The sequence below is a fragment of the Bacteroidota bacterium genome (genome assembly GCA_016722375.1).
Classification (GTDB): domain Bacteria; phylum Bacteroidota; class Bacteroidia; order Chitinophagales; family LD1; genus Bog-950.
Genome location: JADKJG010000008.1, coordinates 147,614 through 165,444, shown reverse-complemented (window position 1 = coordinate 165,444; position 17,831 = coordinate 147,614). Strand labels below are relative to the sequence as shown.

The window sequence follows — 17,831 nt, the reverse complement described above, 5'->3', positions numbered from 1 at the left end:
ATATAACCTGCTATTTTGAATGCTATTTATTAATGCAACATGGCTTGCCTTCCGGATGGTTTTAAGTAAGCAAGAAAATCCTCCTAGCAGTTCATTGCACTAAGAAGTTGGACTTGAGCAACCTACCGAATGGAGTTTATTATATTGAAACGCCAACCCCACAACTACGGCTCCGCCGGAGGTGGAGAGTTGTTCAGCGCGAGTGAAGCAAGGGGTAAAAGAATCCATTAAGCCTAGGCTCCAGCCAAAGGAACCCGAGGAGGGAGGGACTAGGAAGCAGGTTATAATATTTTCATAAAATGTTTGGAAATATAGTCCAGTCGTCTATATTTGCCGTCCGTTTTGCAAAACCGGTTCCAAAATATATTAAGTAGAATTTGATTTTTGTCGGATTTCGGGCTCTTTTTCAAGAGTGAAAGCCGGTAGAAGTTCTATTTGTTTTTTGGAAATTTAGAAACTTAATCAAGCATTAACGTTATGGCTGAAATCCTCAAAAAAAGCGCTGGCAGAATCAACTTCGGGAAAATCAAACTGCCCGATGAACAACCCGACCTGCTGGACATCCAGTTGGAAACCTTTATGAAGTTTATTCAGTTGGAGACCACCGCTGAAAACCGTAAATTTGAAGGGTTACACAACGTTTTCCGGGAAAATTTTCCAATTACCGATACACGGAACATTTTCGTTCTTGAATTCATAGATTATTTCGTTGACCCTCCCCGATACACGATTGACGAGTGTATCGAAAGAGGTTTGACCTATTGTGTGCCTTTGAAGGCGAAACTCAAACTTTCTTGTAACGATCCCGAGCACATTGATTTCAAAACTATTGTGCAGGATGTGTTTCTTGGAAACATTCCTTACATGACTCCGAAAGGAACCTTTATCATCAACGGCGCTGAGCGAGTGATTGTATCGCAATTACACAGAAGCCCAGGTGTATTTTTCGGACAATCCTATCACCCGAATGGAACAAGAATTTACTCCGCCCGTGTTATTCCTTTCAAGGGAGCCTGGATGGAGTTTGCCACCGATATTAATAATGTAATGTACGCCTATATTGACCGTAAGAAGAAATTCCCGGTTACTATGTTGTTGCGTGCCGTAGGTTATGATTCAGATAAGGACATTTTGACCTTATTTGAATTGGCCGACGAAATTGAAGTGAATAAGAAGAATGCAGCTAAGTCTATTGGCCGCAAGTTGGCTGCTCGAGTTCTGAAGAGCTGGATGGAAGATTTCGTGGATGAGGATACCGGCGAAGTAGTATCTATCGAACGGAATGAAGTGTTGTTGGAGCGTGATACAATTATTGACACCGACAATATCAACCAGATTCTTGAATCAGGCACTCAGAGTATCTTTGTTCACAAAGACATTCAAGGCGCTGATTACTCGATTATCTTCAATACACTGAACAAGGATACTTCCAACTCAGAAATTGAGGCTTTGAACCATATTTATAAGCAATTGCGCGGCTCTGAACCACCTGATGAGGAAACAGCTCGTGGCATTATCGAGAAGCTATTCTTCTCGGACAAGCGTTATGATCTGGGTGAAGTAGGCCGTTATAAAATTAACAAGAAGTTGAAACTGGATATTCACATGGATACCCGGGTATTGACGAAAACCGACATCATCGCCATCGTTAAATATCTGGTGAATCTTTCGAACCAGAAGGCGGAAATTGATGATATTGACCATTTGAGCAACAGAAGAGTAAGAACGGTGGGCGAGCAATTGCACTCACAGTTTGGCGTTGGTCTGGCTCGTATGGCAAGAACGATTCGCGAGCGGATGAACGTTCGTGACAATGAGGTATTTACCCCGGTGGATTTGATTAACGCAAGAACTCTTTCTTCTGTTATCAATTCATTCTTCGGAACCTCTCAGCTTTCTCAGTTTTTAGATCAAACCAATCCGCTGGCAGAAATCACCAACAAGCGCCGTGTATCGGCACTCGGACCTGGTGGTCTTTCGAGAGAGCGTGCAGGCTTTGAGGTTCGTGACGTACACTACTCTCACTATGGTCGTCTTTGCACCATCGAAACACCGGAAGGACCGAATATCGGATTGATTTCTACTCTTTGTGTTCACGCCAAGGTAAACCGCATGGGCTTTATCGAAACACCTTATCGCAAGGTGGATGAAGGCAAGGTAAATTTAAAGGGCAAGGTTCAGTTCCTAACTGCTGAAGAAGAGGATTTGGTGAAGATTGCACAGAGCAATGTTACCTTAGATGATAAAGGAAAGTTCCTAACAGATAAAATTAAATCTCGTTTTCAGGGTGACTTCCCGATTCTCGGACCGGAGGAAGTTCAGTTCATGGACGTAGCCCCGAACCAGATCGTAGGCGTTTCTGCCTCATTGATTCCGTTCTTGGAACACGATGACGCGAACCGTGCGTTGATGGGTTCAAATATGCAACGTCAAGCCGTGCCGCTTCTTCGTCCGCAGGCGCCTATTGTAGGCACCGGCTTAGAAGGAAAGGTGGCTGTAGATTCACGTAATCTTTTGAATGCTGAAAGAGACGGCGTTGTAGAATATGTAGATGCAATGCAAATCATCGTGAAATATGACCGTAACGAAGAAGAAAAGCTCGTTTCGTTCCGCGATGATAAGGTGACTTATAACCTTCCTAAATTCCGCAAAACCAACCAAAGTACCTGCGTTAACCTGAAACCAATTGTCAAGAAAGGTCAAAGGGTAAAAAAGGGTGAAATCCTTTGCGAAGGATTTGCCACTCAATCCGGCGAATTGGCTTTGGGAGCTAACCTAAAGGTGGCTTTCATGCCTTGGAAGGGTTATAACTTTGAGGATGCTATTGTTATTTCAGAAAGAGTAGTTCGTGATGACGTGTTCACGTCCATCCATATCGAAGAATTTGAAATGGAAGTGCGCGATACGAAGCTGGGAGAAGAAGAATTAACGGCAGACATTCCAAACGTTTCCGAAGAGGCTACCAAAGACTTGGACGATAACGGTATCATTCGCGTAGGTGCCAGAGTTTCTGAAGGAGATATTTTGATAGGAAAAATTACTCCAAAGGGAGAAACAGATCCTACACCAGAGGAGAAATTGCTTCGTGCTATCTTCGGCGATAAGGCCGGTGATGTGAAAGATGCTTCCTTGAAAGTTCCACCTAGTGTAGAAGGAACGGTGATTAATAAGCAGCTTTTCGGCAGAGCAAAGAAGGATAAAACTTCTAAGGCTAAAGAAAAGACCTTGTTGGAGAAATTAGACAAGGATTACGCCAAGAGAATGTCTGAAGTGAAAGGTCTATTAGTTGATAAACTGATGACGGTACTTAGTGGAAAGGTGGCTATGGGCATTCAGTCCGTTTACCGGGAAGAGTTGGTCAGCAAGGGAACAAAGTTCACCGCCAAATTATTGACTGATCTGGATTATGCAGTAGTTGATGGAAACAACTGGACCAAGGAAGATGATAACAACCGATTGATTAAAACCATGTTGCATAACTACAACATGCGGGTGAATGAAGAAACCGGAAGATTTAAACGCGAGAAGTTTAATATCTCTATCGGTGATGAGCTTCCTTCTGGTGTGTTGAAATTAGCCAAGGTGTATATCGCTAAAAAGCGCAAGCTGAAAGTAGGTGATAAAATGGCAGGTCGTCACGGAAACAAGGGCATCGTTGCCAGAATTGTTCGTGCCGAAGACATGCCTTTCCTAGAAGATGGCACTACGGTTGATATCGTTCTGAATCCGCTGGGTGTACCTTCGCGTATGAACCTCGGTCAGATTTATGAAACTGTATTGGCTTGGGCCGGTCAGAAACTGGGTGTCACATTTGCCACACCTATTTTTGATGGGGCTTCCTTAGAAGAAATCGCCAGCTATGTAGAAAAGGCTAAACTTCCTGAGTTTGGATCTACCTATCTTTATGATGGCGAAACCGGTGAGCGTTTCCACCAGAAAACTACGGTGGGCATTATCTACATGCTGAAACTGATTCACATGGTGGATGATAAAATGCACGCTCGTTCTATCGGACCTTACTCTCTTATTACCCAACAGCCTCTCGGTGGTAAAGCCCAGTTTGGAGGTCAGCGTTTTGGAGAAATGGAAGTTTGGGCTGTCGAGGCTTATGGCGCATCAAATGTGTTGCAAGAATTGCTCACAGTTAAATCAGATGACATCATTGGCCGGGCGAAAACTTACGAAGCAATTGTGAAGGGGGATAATCAGCCAGATGCTGGTGTACCGGAATCATTCAACGTATTGATGCATGAACTTCGTGGCTTGGCTCTTGACCTGAAGTTCGAATAATTCAACGATAACAAATTCAAAAGGCGCTGAGAGAAATCTTCAGCGCCTTTTTTTTGCCCAAATCATCAATTGGATACTTTGATAGCGTAAAATAAACTCAAAATGGACCCTGATAGCTCCAAATCGGACCCTCATGATGTCAAATTGGACCCTCTCTGTATCAAAATGGACCCTCTTGATGTCAAAATGGACCCTCTTGATGTTGAATTGGGCCCTCTCAATATCAAATTGGACCCTCATAGCTTTAAAATAAACCCTCTATTGATTTTTTGAACTATCCATTCGAAAAACAATAGTCTATTATGAAGATAAGGGTAAGCTGTAAACGTGTTCAAAACATGATTATTTCTTGGCTAAAGCCAAGCCAGTTTTGCACTAAACGCTCCGCCATAAATGGTGAAATTATAACACCATACTTCAGCGTGGTGAGTATCCGGCTTGTGCTAAATGGCTTTAGCCATGATAATAGCTGCGGGGAGATTAGGCTCAACTACTTATTAGGATGAGCCTTAAAAATAGAAAGTTCTATATGAATATACGACCGCGTCGCGGTCGAAATCCTTAACTTAACGGCATTGTCCATCTGGACTAAATCCGATTTCGCTATTTCTTCTTTTTCTTCACCGAATCCATGATATAGGTGAATCGCAGGGTTAACACATTATTGTATTGACCGCGAATCTTGCTGAAACCATAGCCGGAAGAACTGCGAATAGGGATAGTAGAATATCCATACTTGATGCCTAGTGCATAATGCTTTTGAATCACGAAGTTCAACATACCGAAAACCGACAAATCGAAGCGGCTGGGTTGCCCGCTCGGCGGGTTATCAGTTTCGTTTTGACCGTTTTCGCTGCGCTGTTTATAGCGTATCATAAATGCCGGAGCGATGCCGAGGCTGAACATCACTAACTTCTTATCATGCACGCTGATGGAGATGGGCACTTCGATATAGTCCCACTGAATATTGAACTTATACTGCGAACTGTCGCTGGCGTGCGGAAGGTAGGTCTGTCGCGAACCCTTCATGGTATAGTTGATCTCCATACTGGCCGAAAAAGTTTGTGGAACCTGATCATGGCTCCTACCCCACCGTCAAAGCCCATATATTTAAAGCCGCTATAACCGTCACCGTCCACCTGACAGCCGTTGATGCCTGCATGAAACAAAGCCTTAAACAAACCATCTTTCTTGAAATCGGGAGCTTCTTCTTCTTCATCGTATTGAGGCAGATCATCCTGCTTTTTCTGTTTAGCAGGTTTCAGATAATCTTGTTGTTGGTTCGATTGTTTTTTCTGAACCGTGTCGCTGGCCGTCTTCTTTTTATTGAAATCAAGAGTAATAACCCCGTCTTTGCTGATACCGGTTTGAGCAAAAAGGACAACCGGTGCAAAGAATATCCACAATGTTAGTTTCTTCATCATGCTACAAAATTTCAGAGAAATATTTTCGTTCCTTAATAAGAGTAAACAATACCAGCGATTCAATCATCAATAAATACACCACCAGATGGGCTTCAAATATAATGTTACGATGTTAAAGAAACTGGAAGAAGTTTTCAAAGAGGGCGGCTACACGGTGCGCTACGAGCGTGGAAATTTTCAGAACGGCTTCTGTATTTTAGAAAAAAGGAGGGTAGTGGTCATCAACCGCTTTCACGAACCAGAGGGGAAAATCAACTCTATGATTGAAATACTTTCTACGATTGAAGATTTGGAATTGGAGAATCTTTCGAGCGAAAGTCAGGAATTGCTCCAGCAAATCAAGATGGAGAAAGAAACCCTGTTTAAAATTTCTGGATAAATCGCCGTCATCCGTTTGCTCCATTAAACGGAATTCCTATTTTCATTCTCTTACTATCTAGGTATGGAAATTACTTTTCTCGGTACAGGTACTTCTGGCGGCGTTCCGCTGATTGGCTGTGCTTGCCGGGTCTGTCAGTCCACCGACCCTCGCGATAAGCGACTGCGGTCTTCCATACTCCTTCGCGATAAAGACCTGACGCTCACTATAGACTGCGGCCCCGACTTTCGTCAGCAAATGCTCCGCGAAAAGGTGGATCATCTGGATGCGGTCATTATGACGCATCAACACAAAGACCATACCGGCGGCATTGACGACATCCGCTCTCTGAATTTTTTGAGTGGAAAGGCGCTTGATTTTTATTGTGACTTTCCTACAGAGTTAGGTATCAAGAAACAATATTCTTATGCCTTCACAGAGACCAGCTATCCGTACTTGCCAAAGATGAATTTTATTAGAATTCAGAATTCAGAATTTCAAATTCAGCACTTAAAAATTCTTCCTATTGAAGTGATGCACGCCACCATGCCCGTGCTTGGCTTTCGGTTTGGCGACTTCACTTATATCACCGATGCCAAGACCATATCCAAGGAGGAAAGAAATAAAATTAGAGGCTCGAAATTGTTGGTACTCAATGCACTTCGTTCGGAGCCTCACTATTCGCATTTATCTGTTAGCGAGGCAATGGAAGTGATTGAAGATGTAAACCCAGAGCAAACGTATCTGGTACACATGAGCCATCAGTTTGGTTTGTATGAAGAAATGGAAAAGCAATTACCGCCGCAGGTAAAAATTGCCTATGATGGATTGAAGATTTGTGCTTAGACCTATAATTAAAACGCATTATACACTTCTATTCTATGTGTCAATGGTCAGTGACTTTCTTGATTGTTCGTTTAAGCAGATATACAGATAATTTGGAAATAAGCTAGAAGCCTGAAGGCAAAATCAAAAATAAATCAATTGTACTACTATCTAAATTACACTTTTCAACTTAAGAGCAAATACGTTTTCATACGAATGCCTATTTATCAGAATACCACCCAAACTACCTTGCAACAACTAAGCGGCTTGAAGAAACTGTTCCATTAGGAGAGATAAAACAAACCTGATAAACTCCATTGGTAAAATTGCTCACATCAAACTCGACATAGTGATTGACAACAGCATTCCCTACGATTTCACCGAGATTATTATAGACCATCATCCTCAAATCCTCCTTGCTGCCTTTTATTACAATATCTACCTTGTCGCTGGCGGGGTTTGGACTGATGCTTACTTTGAATCTATCGCCCTGTAAATCACTGACACTATTGATAATGGTATCACAACCGCTGCCCATTAACCCCCCCAACTTGTAATTCACCATATTAGGCAGATTATTGGTGTTCCCAGAAATACATTGCTGATCATTAAATTGAAAATCACAACCTATTCCCAATTCATTGGGTTTATTAATCACATGGAGCGCAAATGCTCCTCCATGCCAGGTTGATAGATAAATTTTTTCATTAGGGGCTAATTGCAGCAATCTGATCGCGTAGTCATCACTACTGTCAATGGTATATAAACGCACCGAATCATGGCCGGTTATGCTATGGAGATCATATTGATTTAAGCTGATTTTATCAGAAGCGTAAAGAAACCTTCCATTGGGACTAAATGCTAAACCCATTGCTCCTGCTAAAGTATCGGGATGATTGTTAAAAAAAAAATGGGATTATTGAACTCACCGCTACATCGGTAAAAATCTAAAACAACAGTAGGTCCCAATTGACAACTGCTGGCCATTTTATCTCCTGTCTGATTAAAAACCGAGGTGCCGTAGAAGTCAAACACATCACCGTTGTAGTTGTAAGCAGGCCCAATACTTTGATAGTATGGACCTGCAATACTATCTGGTGTAATCAAAAATTTGATATACTTATTATCGCTGTCTCCATGCCGTATCAGCCACCAATCTCTCCCATTTCCATGCTTTACGGCGGTCATTCGAGATGAACACATAGGCTGATAAATTGGTAGCCGTACATTTTTTTTAACTACAGCACCTAATCCAAAATTTTCATTCATGTCCACTAAACTGTAGTAAAGCACCAAAGGCGCTGTATTTACCCTGTTTAATTTCAAATAAGAGGTGTCTGCGGTGAGGTAATGAAAAATGTAATAAAGATTACCACTTCCTTGGTTTTGGTACAATCATCACACTTTGATGGCTTGGCAGACCGACCTGATAAACTGTTTGATAAACATTATTAAAAGCCGTGTACCACTGGTCGCTATAGCAAAGAGAATCTCCGTTAAGCATCATATTGCCATATCTATCTCTTACATAGATACCATTGGTAAAAAACAAAAAGTTACCTTGTCGATCACAAATATTAGCTGTGCCGATAAACATACCAATTGTATCATTTACGTGATGGAACTTGATTGTATCATCCCTGAAATCCATAATGGATACGGGAACATCTCCCTGTATCCATTGCACCCCATAATCCTGAGAAAAAAGCTGCATGGATAAACAAAGATTTAGCCATGCAGCTACTAATACCCGTCTCATTTTGCAACAACTAAGCGGCTTGAAGAAACTGTTCCATTAGGAGAGATAAAACAAACCTGATAAACTCCATTGGTAAAATTGCTCACATCAAACTCGACATAGTGATTGACAACAGCATTCCCTACGATTTCACCGAGATTATTATAGACCATCATCCTCAAATCCTCCTTGCTGCCTTTTATTACAATATCTACCTTGTCGCTGGCAGGGTTTGGACTGATGCTTACTTTGAATTTATCGCCAGACAAACCACTAACACTATTGATAATGGTATCACAAGCGCTACCTACTAAAGTACCCAGTTTGTAATTAACCATATTAGGAAGATTTACCGTGTTAGCTGTTATACATTGTTGCCCATTGAACTCAAAATCACAAGCCCACCCATATTCATCCGGTTTGTTGATGACGTGTAGAGCGTAAGAACCCCCGTTCCATTTAGCGATATAGATTTTGCCATTAGGGGCTAATTGCATCGCGCTCAGCCAATAGGGGTCGGTTGAGTCTCTTGTATATAGCCGAACCGAATCATTAATATTAGAAGACCACAAGTCATATTGATTCAGTCCATAGACATTATTGGCATATAAAAATCTGCCATTGGGGCTCAAAGTTGTATATGCAGCACCATACCAGGTAGTATCTTCCAACATGTTGTTGATGGTTATAGGATTGCTGAACTCACCATTGCAGCGGTCAAAATCCAATACGACTATTGGCCCCCAAAAATTGGAAGAAGCCATTTTATCACCGGCCAAAGAAAATACAGAAGCCCCGTAATAATCTATTGCAAGATTATCACGATTATAGGAAGGACCGATTTTTTGAAAATAAGGGCCATCTATCTCATTAGGAGTAATCAGAAACTTAATATAAGTGTTATCACGGTCTCCGTGGCGTACTAACCACCAGTCCCTTCCATTGCCATGCTTTACAGCGGTCATACGAGAGGAACACATGGGCTGATAAATAGGGAGGCGGACATTTTTTTCAATCACGGCACCCAATCCAAAGTTTTCATTCATACCCACCAAGCTATAGTAGAGAACCAATGGAGCGGTCTGCACCATATTTTTTAATAAGTAAGAAGTATCCGTGGTTAAGTAATGAAAGATGTAATATAGATTGTCATTTCCGGGCTTGGGTAAAATCATTACACTTTGCGCACTCGGTAAACCGTTGGGATAAATGGTTTGGTAAACGTTATTAAAAGCAGTGTACCATTGTTCGCTATAACATAGTGAATCACCGTTGGGCATCATATTGCCATATCTATCTCTTACATAGATACCATTGGTGAAGAACAAAAACTCACCTTGCTTATTGCAAATGTTGGCAGTTCCGATAAACATAGCAACATTGGGGGAGTCGGTAATAAAATGGAATTGAACGGTATCGTTTCTAAAGTCCATGATAGATACTGGTACATCGCCTTGCACCCATTGAATGCCATAGTCCTGAGAAAAAAGTTGCATGGCTAAACAAAGATTTAGCCATGCAGCTACTAATACCCGTCTCATTTTGCAACAACTAAGCGGCTTGAAGAAACTGTTCCATTAGGAGAGATAAAACAAACCTGATAAACTCCATTGGTAAAATTGCTCACATCAAACTCGACATAGTGATTGACAACAGCATTCCCTACGATTTCACCGAGATTATTATAGACCATCATCCTCAAATCCTCCTTGCTGCCTTTTATTACAATATCTACCTTGTCACTGGCAGGATTGGGGCTTACCCTGATTGACAATTCGCTTTGCGTTGATTTCTTTGCCTGCTCCATTTTATAGGTTGCTGTTGCGTTGCAAATTTTGTCGTCGTCAAATAACGCTGAGTGATTGACTATATTGTAAAGAGAACGGGCCATATAAACAGCATCACCATCGGAATAAGGACATTGTGACGCTAAGCGGAATAATATTTCCTCTTGTTCGGCCGAAAACGAAGTGATGCCGCGGGCTACCGTATGCAGGTAAATATCGTTTACCGTTTTCCGGTTTTGTTCCGGCTGGATGCTGGCGGCGATGGCATTATTTTTCGATACAGCCTCTTCCCAATGTGCTTCAAAAGAAAGACTGTCTTTCACGAGAGCAGGATTGGTCAATTGATAAACAGCCATGTCATACGCCTTAATCTGGCCAATGCTTTGTTCGGATTTGGCAGCATAAAACTCCTGATACAAATCCTTACTTTGCAGCAGAGAATGATCTTCATCCAAACGATTGAATAGATCCCGCTCCGTCAGCCAGCTTCCGCTTTCCTCAAATCCCAACTCCATATATTCATCTGCTTTACCTTCTGCGATATCCTTGCTGTATAAGTCACCCTGGTTGATCCTTAAACTTTTCCATTGAACACTGCAAGACCAAGCTGTAGAAGTAGATGATTGTAATTTTATAATGGGGTTATATCCAGATGTAGCACCATTTGGTTCGGGTTGCTGGCTGGCAATTGGCGAAATCACTCTAAATGGAGATTGCGAGCCATCTGAGTTAAAGCAGTAAGTACGGAAGGCAGAAGGAGTATTATTAAAAGGTCCGGTAAAGTTGTTGCCATGGGTGAGATTTGCAGCGCCCTGTTGTCCTATAATTCCACCGGTTGCTCCGTTATTTTTGAGCACCACTCCGTACCTGCTGGCACCCAGGATGTTTCGCTTAAACTGGGTACCGTTGCAGCCGGCAATAAATTCTGCGCCATAGCCAATAGAGTTCATGGTGTTATTGCATATTTCGGCGGTGCTGTTGCTCAGCCGGATGCCGGTTCTTCTTTGGTGGGATGAAAATACTAAAGGATTTTCATCATAAACGTTTCCATTTCCAGTCAGTGTATTGACTGTTACCAGCGGCATATTGGCCCCACTGAGGTAGATGCAAGCCTTGGTTTGAGAGGTGACTACGGCGTTAGTAAGGTTAATATTATTGTTGGTAATGCGGGTGCCATAAGCATTGTTTACATAAACTCCATAGACTCCATTATAAATATTGTTTAGTTCAATTAGCGGACGGCAGTCGCGGGTTCCGCCGTTACAATTTACCACAGCATTACTGCTTTCTGTATGCACAATTCCGGCAGGAATTACAAACAAAAAAGTATTGGGGTCCATGTAAGGTTCGTTTAGGTAGATCGTGTTACTTACGGCCTTTGGTATTCCGGCGGCTCCAAGCACATTATTAAAAGTAATTCCGAAATCTGCAGGACTACCATTCAGACCAATATTATTATAGTTGAAATCCAGATTGTGAAATGGGCAGTTGCTGGCGTAAATACCGTTTTTAATCGAAGCCATTTTATTATTTTGAACAACCGCATTAGCAAAGTTTACATAAACACCATAATCGCAGTTATTAAATGCCGACGCACCGAGGTCGGAATTCGTCTGCACCCAAACACTGTTTCCATACAATGATAAAAAGGCGCTGTTACAATGAATGGCTCTTCCGCCATATGTAACATTATTGTAATTACGGATGTTGTTAAAAGTGTTGGCATTAACCCTGACATTACTTTCCGAGGCATAGATTCCGCAGTTGATGCCATCAAAAGTATTTGCCGTGCCAAAAATCACGTCAGGAATTTGCCAGTAGCTGCCGCTGCTGTTATAAACCCCCACCCCGACCGAAGGTCGCTTACCATTATCCGGAGCTAACATAAAGTTCATCAGCGCATTGGCTGCGTCATATTTAAACTCACAGCCATTTACCCGGTGGCGGGTCGCCGCACCGAAAGAGATGTCAAAGCCAACTCTGTTCCGATAAAATTTCGTGGTAGGTTGAAGCGTGACTGTTCCAAGTCCAAAAAGCCCGCCAGTAACCAAACCGCTCACTCCGGCAAGTGCATCGGCTATTACGGTATTGTTTTGCGTAATCAGGGTAGCGTTTATAGCCACCCTGATTCCATTCCACATGTTGTTGGAGCATGCAAGCAAGTAGCAGTTGTCAATAGTCAGAGAACTTCCTGTTGGTATAATAAGGCTGGAATTTGAGGCAAACCGGATGCCCCCGGAGTTATTAAAGACGGTAGAAGTATAAGTGCAGTTTTTGATAGTATAGGTTCCATCCACAGTCAGGTTACCGTTTATGGCGATTTTTTTATCAGTACCAGCGATGGTGTTAAGGTCCAGCACATTCCCCGTACCACAAATATCCTGATAAATTTTGGAGAGGTTGACATTGTAATAAGTTAAATTGACCGTACCCCCTCCGCAGGAAACAGGTTTCGTTACTGTTGTGCCATTACAACAGTTTTGTAGCCAGTTGATAGTGACAGTTTGTGAGGCGGTACAATTAAAGTTGCTGGTTACGGTAACAGTATAAATAGTAGATTGTGTATGGGGTGGTGCATTTACACTCTGAGTGATCGCACCATTTACAGAGGTTATGGGGCTTGAAGCCCAAAGATAGCTTTGAAAGGTTGCCTGATTACCTGCTCCGGGAACTGCGGATAGCAATATATTACCTTGCTGAGTACATCTATTAGTTTCCTCACTTGTCAGCGCCGCGATGATTGGCTTGGGCTGCTGAGTTACAGAAATGTTTGCCGAAGCGCTGCACCCGTTTTGGTCAGTAACCGTTACCGTATGCGTACCGCCTACGCTAATAGTTGCTACCTGGGTGGTGGCTCCTGTACTCCAATTATATGTCACTGGTATGCCGGAAGGGGCAGGGTTTGCTGTTAAAGTGGTGGTGCTTCCTGCACAAAGAATCCCGTTTTGCGTAATAGTGACAGAGGGTGTAGTGAAAAACCAGTTATAATTTTCACCATCAATCTGGTCGGGTAGCGTATAACTCGGATCGTTAATTGGATAGGTAATAGCATGGCCGCTGTTGCTGTACAGAGTAATTCCTAAACCAGCCCCAGCCACACTTGGGGTACCGCTTGTGGTAATTGCCCCTAACGAGCCGGAAGAATTAACTGCATAGATCAGGTTGTTTTTACCCATTTCTAATTGCGTTTTATTATAGCTTGAACTGGAAGCAATAGATGTCATAGCGCCACTGCCAAGACTTATGTCTCGATAATAAAGACCGATTGAACAGGAAGAAAATATTCTGGAAGATGTGTTGTCAAATTCGATTCCCTGCGCCACAGCAGCGCTAGTATAGGTTCTGACATTACTAATAGATGGTGTAGCAAGGTTAACGCTTGCCACATATACGTCACCGGTCTGGGTTTTTACCCAGGAAATAGAATTTTGATCCGGAGATATTTCAAGTTCATCACTTACGGCGTTTAAAGTGGGAATAGTGCCACTATTAGCAATTAGCGTTTCGTTGGTAAAACCACCTCCGGTGATAGTAAATCTAAACAAAGAACCCTGACTCAGAAACAATAAGTACCTCGTCCCCGAAATAAGTTTACTAACCGCTAAGGAGCCATAATTATCTCCGGTGCATTTGATCATGGTAGATTGCTGTACAATCGAAGTGGCTCCGGAAGTATTGATAATCGCATATCCCAATGATGTTCCTGCCAAATTAACATTTGCGGCAGACCAAATCACATAATGTTGGTTACAATAACCAAAACGAGGAATAATAGTTATTTCCCTATTAGGTCTGTCTGATGTAGAATTGGGTACGTTGCAGGTATATGGTAGGGCGTTCAGCGACCCAACCAAGCTACCTGTGCTACTAAATAACTTCATATCCGTTTGTTCCGCTTTTACATAAAAAAGCAAATTTCCGTTATTGTCATATGCACCATTAGCAGCAACATATTGAGTAGAAGTAGCCCCCGGAATAGAGGATGCTGACGGACTTCCACCGGTAAAGTTTACCACATTAGGCGGAAGAACCCAATAATTCATCTGACTTCGCCCTGCATTTGGCCATAACCCTAACACAAACAGAAAAATCCAACAATACCTAACGTAATTAACAACATGGAGTTTTTGTAAATACTTTTTCATGATGGAATAATTTAAGTGGGTTGCCTACTCTATTCCCTTTTCGGCTTCCGGGTGCTTACTCTTGTTTCAGTTTTTCAGCTATCACTGCTTTATCTTTAAACTTGGATTATGGCTGTAAAGTATAAAAATTTTTGAATTTTGATTCAAAAAAAGATGAAAAAAAACTGACTATAATTTTTGTCTGACTTACTTCAACTCCTTTTAACATGTGAATGGAAACTTAATTTAGATAGTTTTACCGCATAAGCCAATCGTTTCACCAAAAAACCACTCCAAATATGTCCTATCTTTTCCGCAAAAAATCATTGTCGCAGTTAATGCAAGACCACTCGGGTGAAAGCGGAGAGCATACCCTCAAAAGAACGCTGAGCGCCATGAACCTGATTTTTCTGGGAATAGGCGCTATTATCGGAGCAGGCTTGTTTGTACGAACCGCAGCAGCAGCGGCCAATAATGCCGGACCTTCGGTAACGATTGCTTTTATGGTAGCCGGTTTAGGTTGTGCTCTGGCTGGTCTTTGCTATGCAGAATTTGCCTCGATGATTCCCATCGCAGGAAGTGCCTATACTTATAGTTATGCCACGATGGGCGAACTCATCGCCTGGATTATCGGTTGGGACTTAGTGCTGGAATATGCACTGGGGGCAGCCACAGTGGGCATAGCCTGGAGCGAATACCTAAATAAATTGTTGGGCTATGTGGGAATGAATATTCCATTTGAATGGTGCCACTCTCCCTTTGACATAGAGCATGCCACCGGAGCACATGGTTTTATCAATATACCTGCCATCCTGATTATTTTGTTGCTTACGCTGCTTCTAATAAAAGGCACAAAAGAATCGGCGGCTGTGAATGGTGCCATTGTCATTGGCAAAGTGGCGATTGTGATTCTTTTCATTGTCTTCGGTTGGTCGTTTATTAGTCCGGCAAACCATACTCCTTATATCCCTCCTTATGAAATTTATCACGATGTACAAGGAATACCGCATCACTTCGGCGGCGTGATGGGCATATTAGCGGCGGCTGGCGTAGTCTTTTTTGCCTTTATCGGTTTCGATGCGGTCTCTACTGCCGCGCAGGAGGCGAAAAATCCGAAGAAGGATATGCCAATAGGCATTCTCGGTTCGCTGGTAATATGTACGGTTCTATATATCCTCTTTGCGCATGTATTAACCGGTGTAGGAAGTACAGAGGATTTCCGAACTTTCGGCAAAGAAGCATCGGTGACTTATGCAATACAGAATCACATGCCGGGTTATGAATGGCTGGCAAAATTGGTGACCGTAGCTATTTTGGCCGGATTCTCTTCGGTTATTTTGGTGATGTTGCTAGGCCAGTCTCGTGTGTTTTACTCGATGAGTAAAGATGGTTTGCTACCAAAAGTTTTTGGCGAATTGCATCCGGTATTTAAAACGCCTTACAAATCCAATTTAATTCTTTTTGTTTTCGTCGGTCTTTTTGCAGCTTTTGTTCCCGGCGATATTGTGGGTGACATGACCAGCATCGGAACACTCTTTGCCTTCATGTTGGTTTGCGCCGGGGTCATCATCATGCGACGCACCGACCCGGACGTGCCGCGTTCTTTCAAAACCCCTTTGGTGCCTTATGTTCCCATTTTGGGCATACTGGTTTGTGGGGCTATGGTTTTCGGCCTGGGGGTTCCTAACTGGTTGCGCCTGATGGCTTGGTTGTTGATTGGCTTTGTTATTTATTTTGGATACAGTCGCCACCATAGCAAGCTCAATAAGGACAAGAAAGACTAAGCGCTGGTTCAACAATCCGGAAAACAAATCTTACGATGAAAGCCCATAAACCTCTCAATTTACTGGACGCTACTCTTATTGTTTCAGGCTCCATGATTGGTTCCGGAATTTTTATCGTGACGGCAGACATGAGCCGAACTGTAGGTGGCCCCGGATGGATGTTGCTTCTGTGGGTGATTACAGGAGTGATGACCATATTCGCTGCTTTGAGTTATGGCGAACTGGCAGGATTATTTCCGCAAGCAGGAGGTCAGTATGTTTATTTGAAAGAAGCCTACAATCCTTTGATTGGCTTTTTGTATGGATGGAGTTTGTTTGCCGTAGTGCAATCAGGGACCATCGCTGCGGTGGCAGTGGCCTTTGCAAAATATACCGGTGTATTATATGAACCTCTGAGCGAACACAATATTCTTTTGCAATACGGCAATCTTAAAATTTCAGCCGCTCAAGTGCTAGGGATTTTTTCTATTCTGGTGCTCACCGTTGTTAATGCCCGTGGCATAAACTATGGGAAAATTATTCTTCGGATTTTCACTTCCACTAAACTGTTAGCGCTCTTTGCTTTGATTGTTTTGGGAGTTTTCATCTGTGCCAATGCAGATGTTCGCAATCTGAACATGGAACACTTTTGGGATTTTGGTAGTTATTCGGAAGGGGCGGATGGTAAAATAAGTTTTGAATCGCTCACCAGTTTCGGATTGGTTGCGGCAATGGGCGTTGCTCTGGTTGGCTCTTTATTCTCTAGTGATGCATGGAACAATGTCACTTTTATTGCCGGTGAAATAGACAATCCAAAACGCAGTATTCCTTTGAGTCTATTCTTCGGCACGGTCATTGTAACTGTTCTTTATATCCTGGCAAACATCGCCTATCTCAGTCTGCTTCCTTTCTTCGGCGATCCACAGGCTGCGGACGCAATGGGTAAGGGAATTATGTTTGCGGAGAAAGACCGGGTAGCGACTTCAGCGGCTATGCAAATATTTGGTTCCCCGGCTACTATCATCATGGCTTTGCTGATTATGGTTTCCACTTTTGGATGTAATAATGGGATTGTCCTTGCCAGCGTTCGCGTATATCAAGCAATGGCGAAGGATGGTTTGTTTTTCAAAAAAATGAAAGACAATAATAAATTCGGAGTACCGGGTTATGCTTTATGGATTCAGTTCATCTGGAGTTCGGCACTGTGCCTTTCGGGTAAGTACGGCGATTTATTAGACTACGTAATGTTCGCCGTGATGCTTTTCTATATCTTCACGGTTATCGGCATTTTTATTTTACGCAAAAAAATGCCGAATGCTGAAAGACCTTATAAGGCTTTCGGTTATCCCGTGGTTCCCATTATTTATATCCTCTTCGCCATTGCTTTTTGTGTTAATCTACTTTTCATGAAGCCCGAAAATACTTGGCCCGGATTGATTATCGTGTTGTTGGGCATCCCCATTTATTACTGCTGGAAACGCACTGCTCCAGTGGTTTCTCAAGATCAGTAATTCATTTCTGC

General features: G+C 42.6%; 12 protein-coding genes. 5 read left to right on the top strand and 7 right to left on the bottom strand.

Annotation, left to right across the window (positions count from 1 at the left end; genetic code table 11):
* Positions 1-477 precede the first annotated feature (477 nt).
* Positions 478-4,290 (top strand): DNA-directed RNA polymerase subunit beta, encoded by a 3,813-nt coding sequence (gene rpoB, locus IPP77_12935; protein ID MBL0310534.1) that lies wholly within the window; start codon positions 478-480, stop codon positions 4,288-4,290.
* Between the two features lie 603 nt (positions 4,291-4,893).
* Here the strand turns inward: rpoB and IPP77_12930 are convergent.
* Positions 4,894-5,337, bottom strand: a complete 444-nt coding sequence (locus IPP77_12930; protein MBL0310533.1) for a hypothetical protein — start codon at positions 5,335-5,337, stop codon at positions 4,894-4,896.
* Positions 5,316-5,714 carry a hypothetical protein gene (locus tag IPP77_12925; protein ID MBL0310532.1) on the bottom strand — a complete coding sequence of 133 codons (399 nt, stop codon included), beginning with the start codon at positions 5,712-5,714 and terminating at the stop codon, positions 5,316-5,318. The genes IPP77_12930 and IPP77_12925 overlap by 22 nt, the downstream gene beginning before the upstream one ends.
* 85 nt (positions 5,715-5,799) lie before the next feature.
* Between IPP77_12925 and IPP77_12920 the strand changes: the two genes are divergently transcribed.
* Together IPP77_12920 and IPP77_12915 are read left to right on the top strand one after the other, a co-directional pair.
* Positions 5,800-6,093, top strand: coding sequence for a hypothetical protein (locus tag IPP77_12920; GenBank protein MBL0310531.1), 294 nt, complete (start codon positions 5,800-5,802; stop codon positions 6,091-6,093).
* Between the two features lie 63 nt (positions 6,094-6,156).
* Complete coding sequence (locus tag IPP77_12915; GenBank protein MBL0310530.1) at positions 6,157-6,918, top strand: MBL fold metallo-hydrolase; 762 nt, start codon at positions 6,157-6,159, stop codon at positions 6,916-6,918.
* A 223-nt stretch (positions 6,919-7,141) separates the two neighbouring features.
* Here IPP77_12915 and IPP77_12910 read toward each other — a convergent pair whose 3' ends face one another.
* Genes IPP77_12910 through IPP77_12890 form a run of 5 tightly spaced genes read right to left on the bottom strand, consistent with a single transcriptional unit; the run spans position 7,142 to position 14,567 of the window.
* Positions 7,142-7,768, bottom strand: a complete 627-nt coding sequence (locus IPP77_12910; GenBank protein ID MBL0310529.1) for a T9SS type A sorting domain-containing protein — start codon at positions 7,766-7,768, stop codon at positions 7,142-7,144.
* An 8-nt stretch (positions 7,769-7,776) separates the two neighbouring features.
* The gene (locus IPP77_12905) at positions 7,777-8,292 is read right to left on the bottom strand and encodes a hypothetical protein (GenBank protein MBL0310528.1); all 516 of its coding nucleotides are present in this window, start codon (positions 8,290-8,292) and stop codon (positions 7,777-7,779) included.
* Positions 8,267-8,656, bottom strand: coding sequence for a hypothetical protein (locus IPP77_12900; GenBank protein MBL0310527.1), 390 nt, complete (start codon positions 8,654-8,656; stop codon positions 8,267-8,269). The genes IPP77_12905 and IPP77_12900 overlap by 26 nt, the downstream gene beginning before the upstream one ends.
* Positions 8,653-10,176: a T9SS type A sorting domain-containing protein gene (locus IPP77_12895; protein ID MBL0310526.1), complete on the bottom strand. Its 1,524-nt coding sequence runs from the start codon at positions 10,174-10,176 to the stop codon at positions 8,653-8,655. The genes IPP77_12900 and IPP77_12895 overlap by 4 nt, the downstream gene beginning before the upstream one ends.
* Positions 10,173-14,567 carry a T9SS type A sorting domain-containing protein gene (locus tag IPP77_12890; GenBank protein MBL0310525.1) on the bottom strand — a complete coding sequence of 1,465 codons (4,395 nt, stop codon included), beginning with the start codon at positions 14,565-14,567 and terminating at the stop codon, positions 10,173-10,175. The genes IPP77_12895 and IPP77_12890 overlap by 4 nt, the downstream gene beginning before the upstream one ends.
* 278 nt (positions 14,568-14,845) lie before the next feature.
* Between IPP77_12890 and IPP77_12885 the strand changes: the two genes are divergently transcribed.
* A complete protein-coding gene (locus IPP77_12885; GenBank protein ID MBL0310524.1) occupies positions 14,846-16,330 on the top strand; it encodes an amino acid permease in 1,485 nt (494 codons plus the stop codon).
* 35 nt (positions 16,331-16,365) lie between these two features.
* Positions 16,366-17,820: an amino acid permease gene (locus IPP77_12880; GenBank protein MBL0310523.1), complete on the top strand. Its 1,455-nt coding sequence runs from the start codon at positions 16,366-16,368 to the stop codon at positions 17,818-17,820.
* The last annotated feature ends 11 nt before the right edge of the window (positions 17,821-17,831 follow it).

What these genes read in the sequence shown, in the direction of transcription:
- rpoB (MBL0310534.1), top strand. Translation starts at nt 478, where the DNA reads ATGGCTGAAATCCTCAAAAAAAGCGCTGGCAGAATCAACTTCGGGAAA.
- IPP77_12930 (MBL0310533.1), bottom strand. Translation starts at nt 5,337, where the DNA reads ATGGAGATCAACTATACCATGAAGGGTTCGCGACAGACCTACCTTCCG.
- IPP77_12925 (MBL0310532.1), bottom strand. Translation starts at nt 5,714, where the DNA reads ATGATGAAGAAACTAACATTGTGGATATTCTTTGCACCGGTTGTCCTT.
- IPP77_12920 (MBL0310531.1), top strand. Translation starts at nt 5,800, where the DNA reads ATGGGCTTCAAATATAATGTTACGATGTTAAAGAAACTGGAAGAAGTT.
- IPP77_12915 (MBL0310530.1), top strand. Translation starts at nt 6,157, where the DNA reads ATGGAAATTACTTTTCTCGGTACAGGTACTTCTGGCGGCGTTCCGCTG.
- IPP77_12910 (MBL0310529.1), bottom strand. Translation starts at nt 7,768, where the DNA reads ATGGGTTTAGCATTTAGTCCCAATGGAAGGTTTCTTTACGCTTCTGAT.
- IPP77_12900 (MBL0310527.1), bottom strand. Translation starts at nt 8,656, where the DNA reads ATGAGACGGGTATTAGTAGCTGCATGGCTAAATCTTTGTTTATCCATG.
- IPP77_12895 (MBL0310526.1), bottom strand. Translation starts at nt 10,176, where the DNA reads ATGAGACGGGTATTAGTAGCTGCATGGCTAAATCTTTGTTTAGCCATG.
- IPP77_12890 (MBL0310525.1), bottom strand. Translation starts at nt 14,567, where the DNA reads ATGAAAAAGTATTTACAAAAACTCCATGTTGTTAATTACGTTAGGTAT.
- IPP77_12885 (MBL0310524.1), top strand. Translation starts at nt 14,846, where the DNA reads ATGTCCTATCTTTTCCGCAAAAAATCATTGTCGCAGTTAATGCAAGAC.
- IPP77_12880 (MBL0310523.1), top strand. Translation starts at nt 16,366, where the DNA reads ATGAAAGCCCATAAACCTCTCAATTTACTGGACGCTACTCTTATTGTT.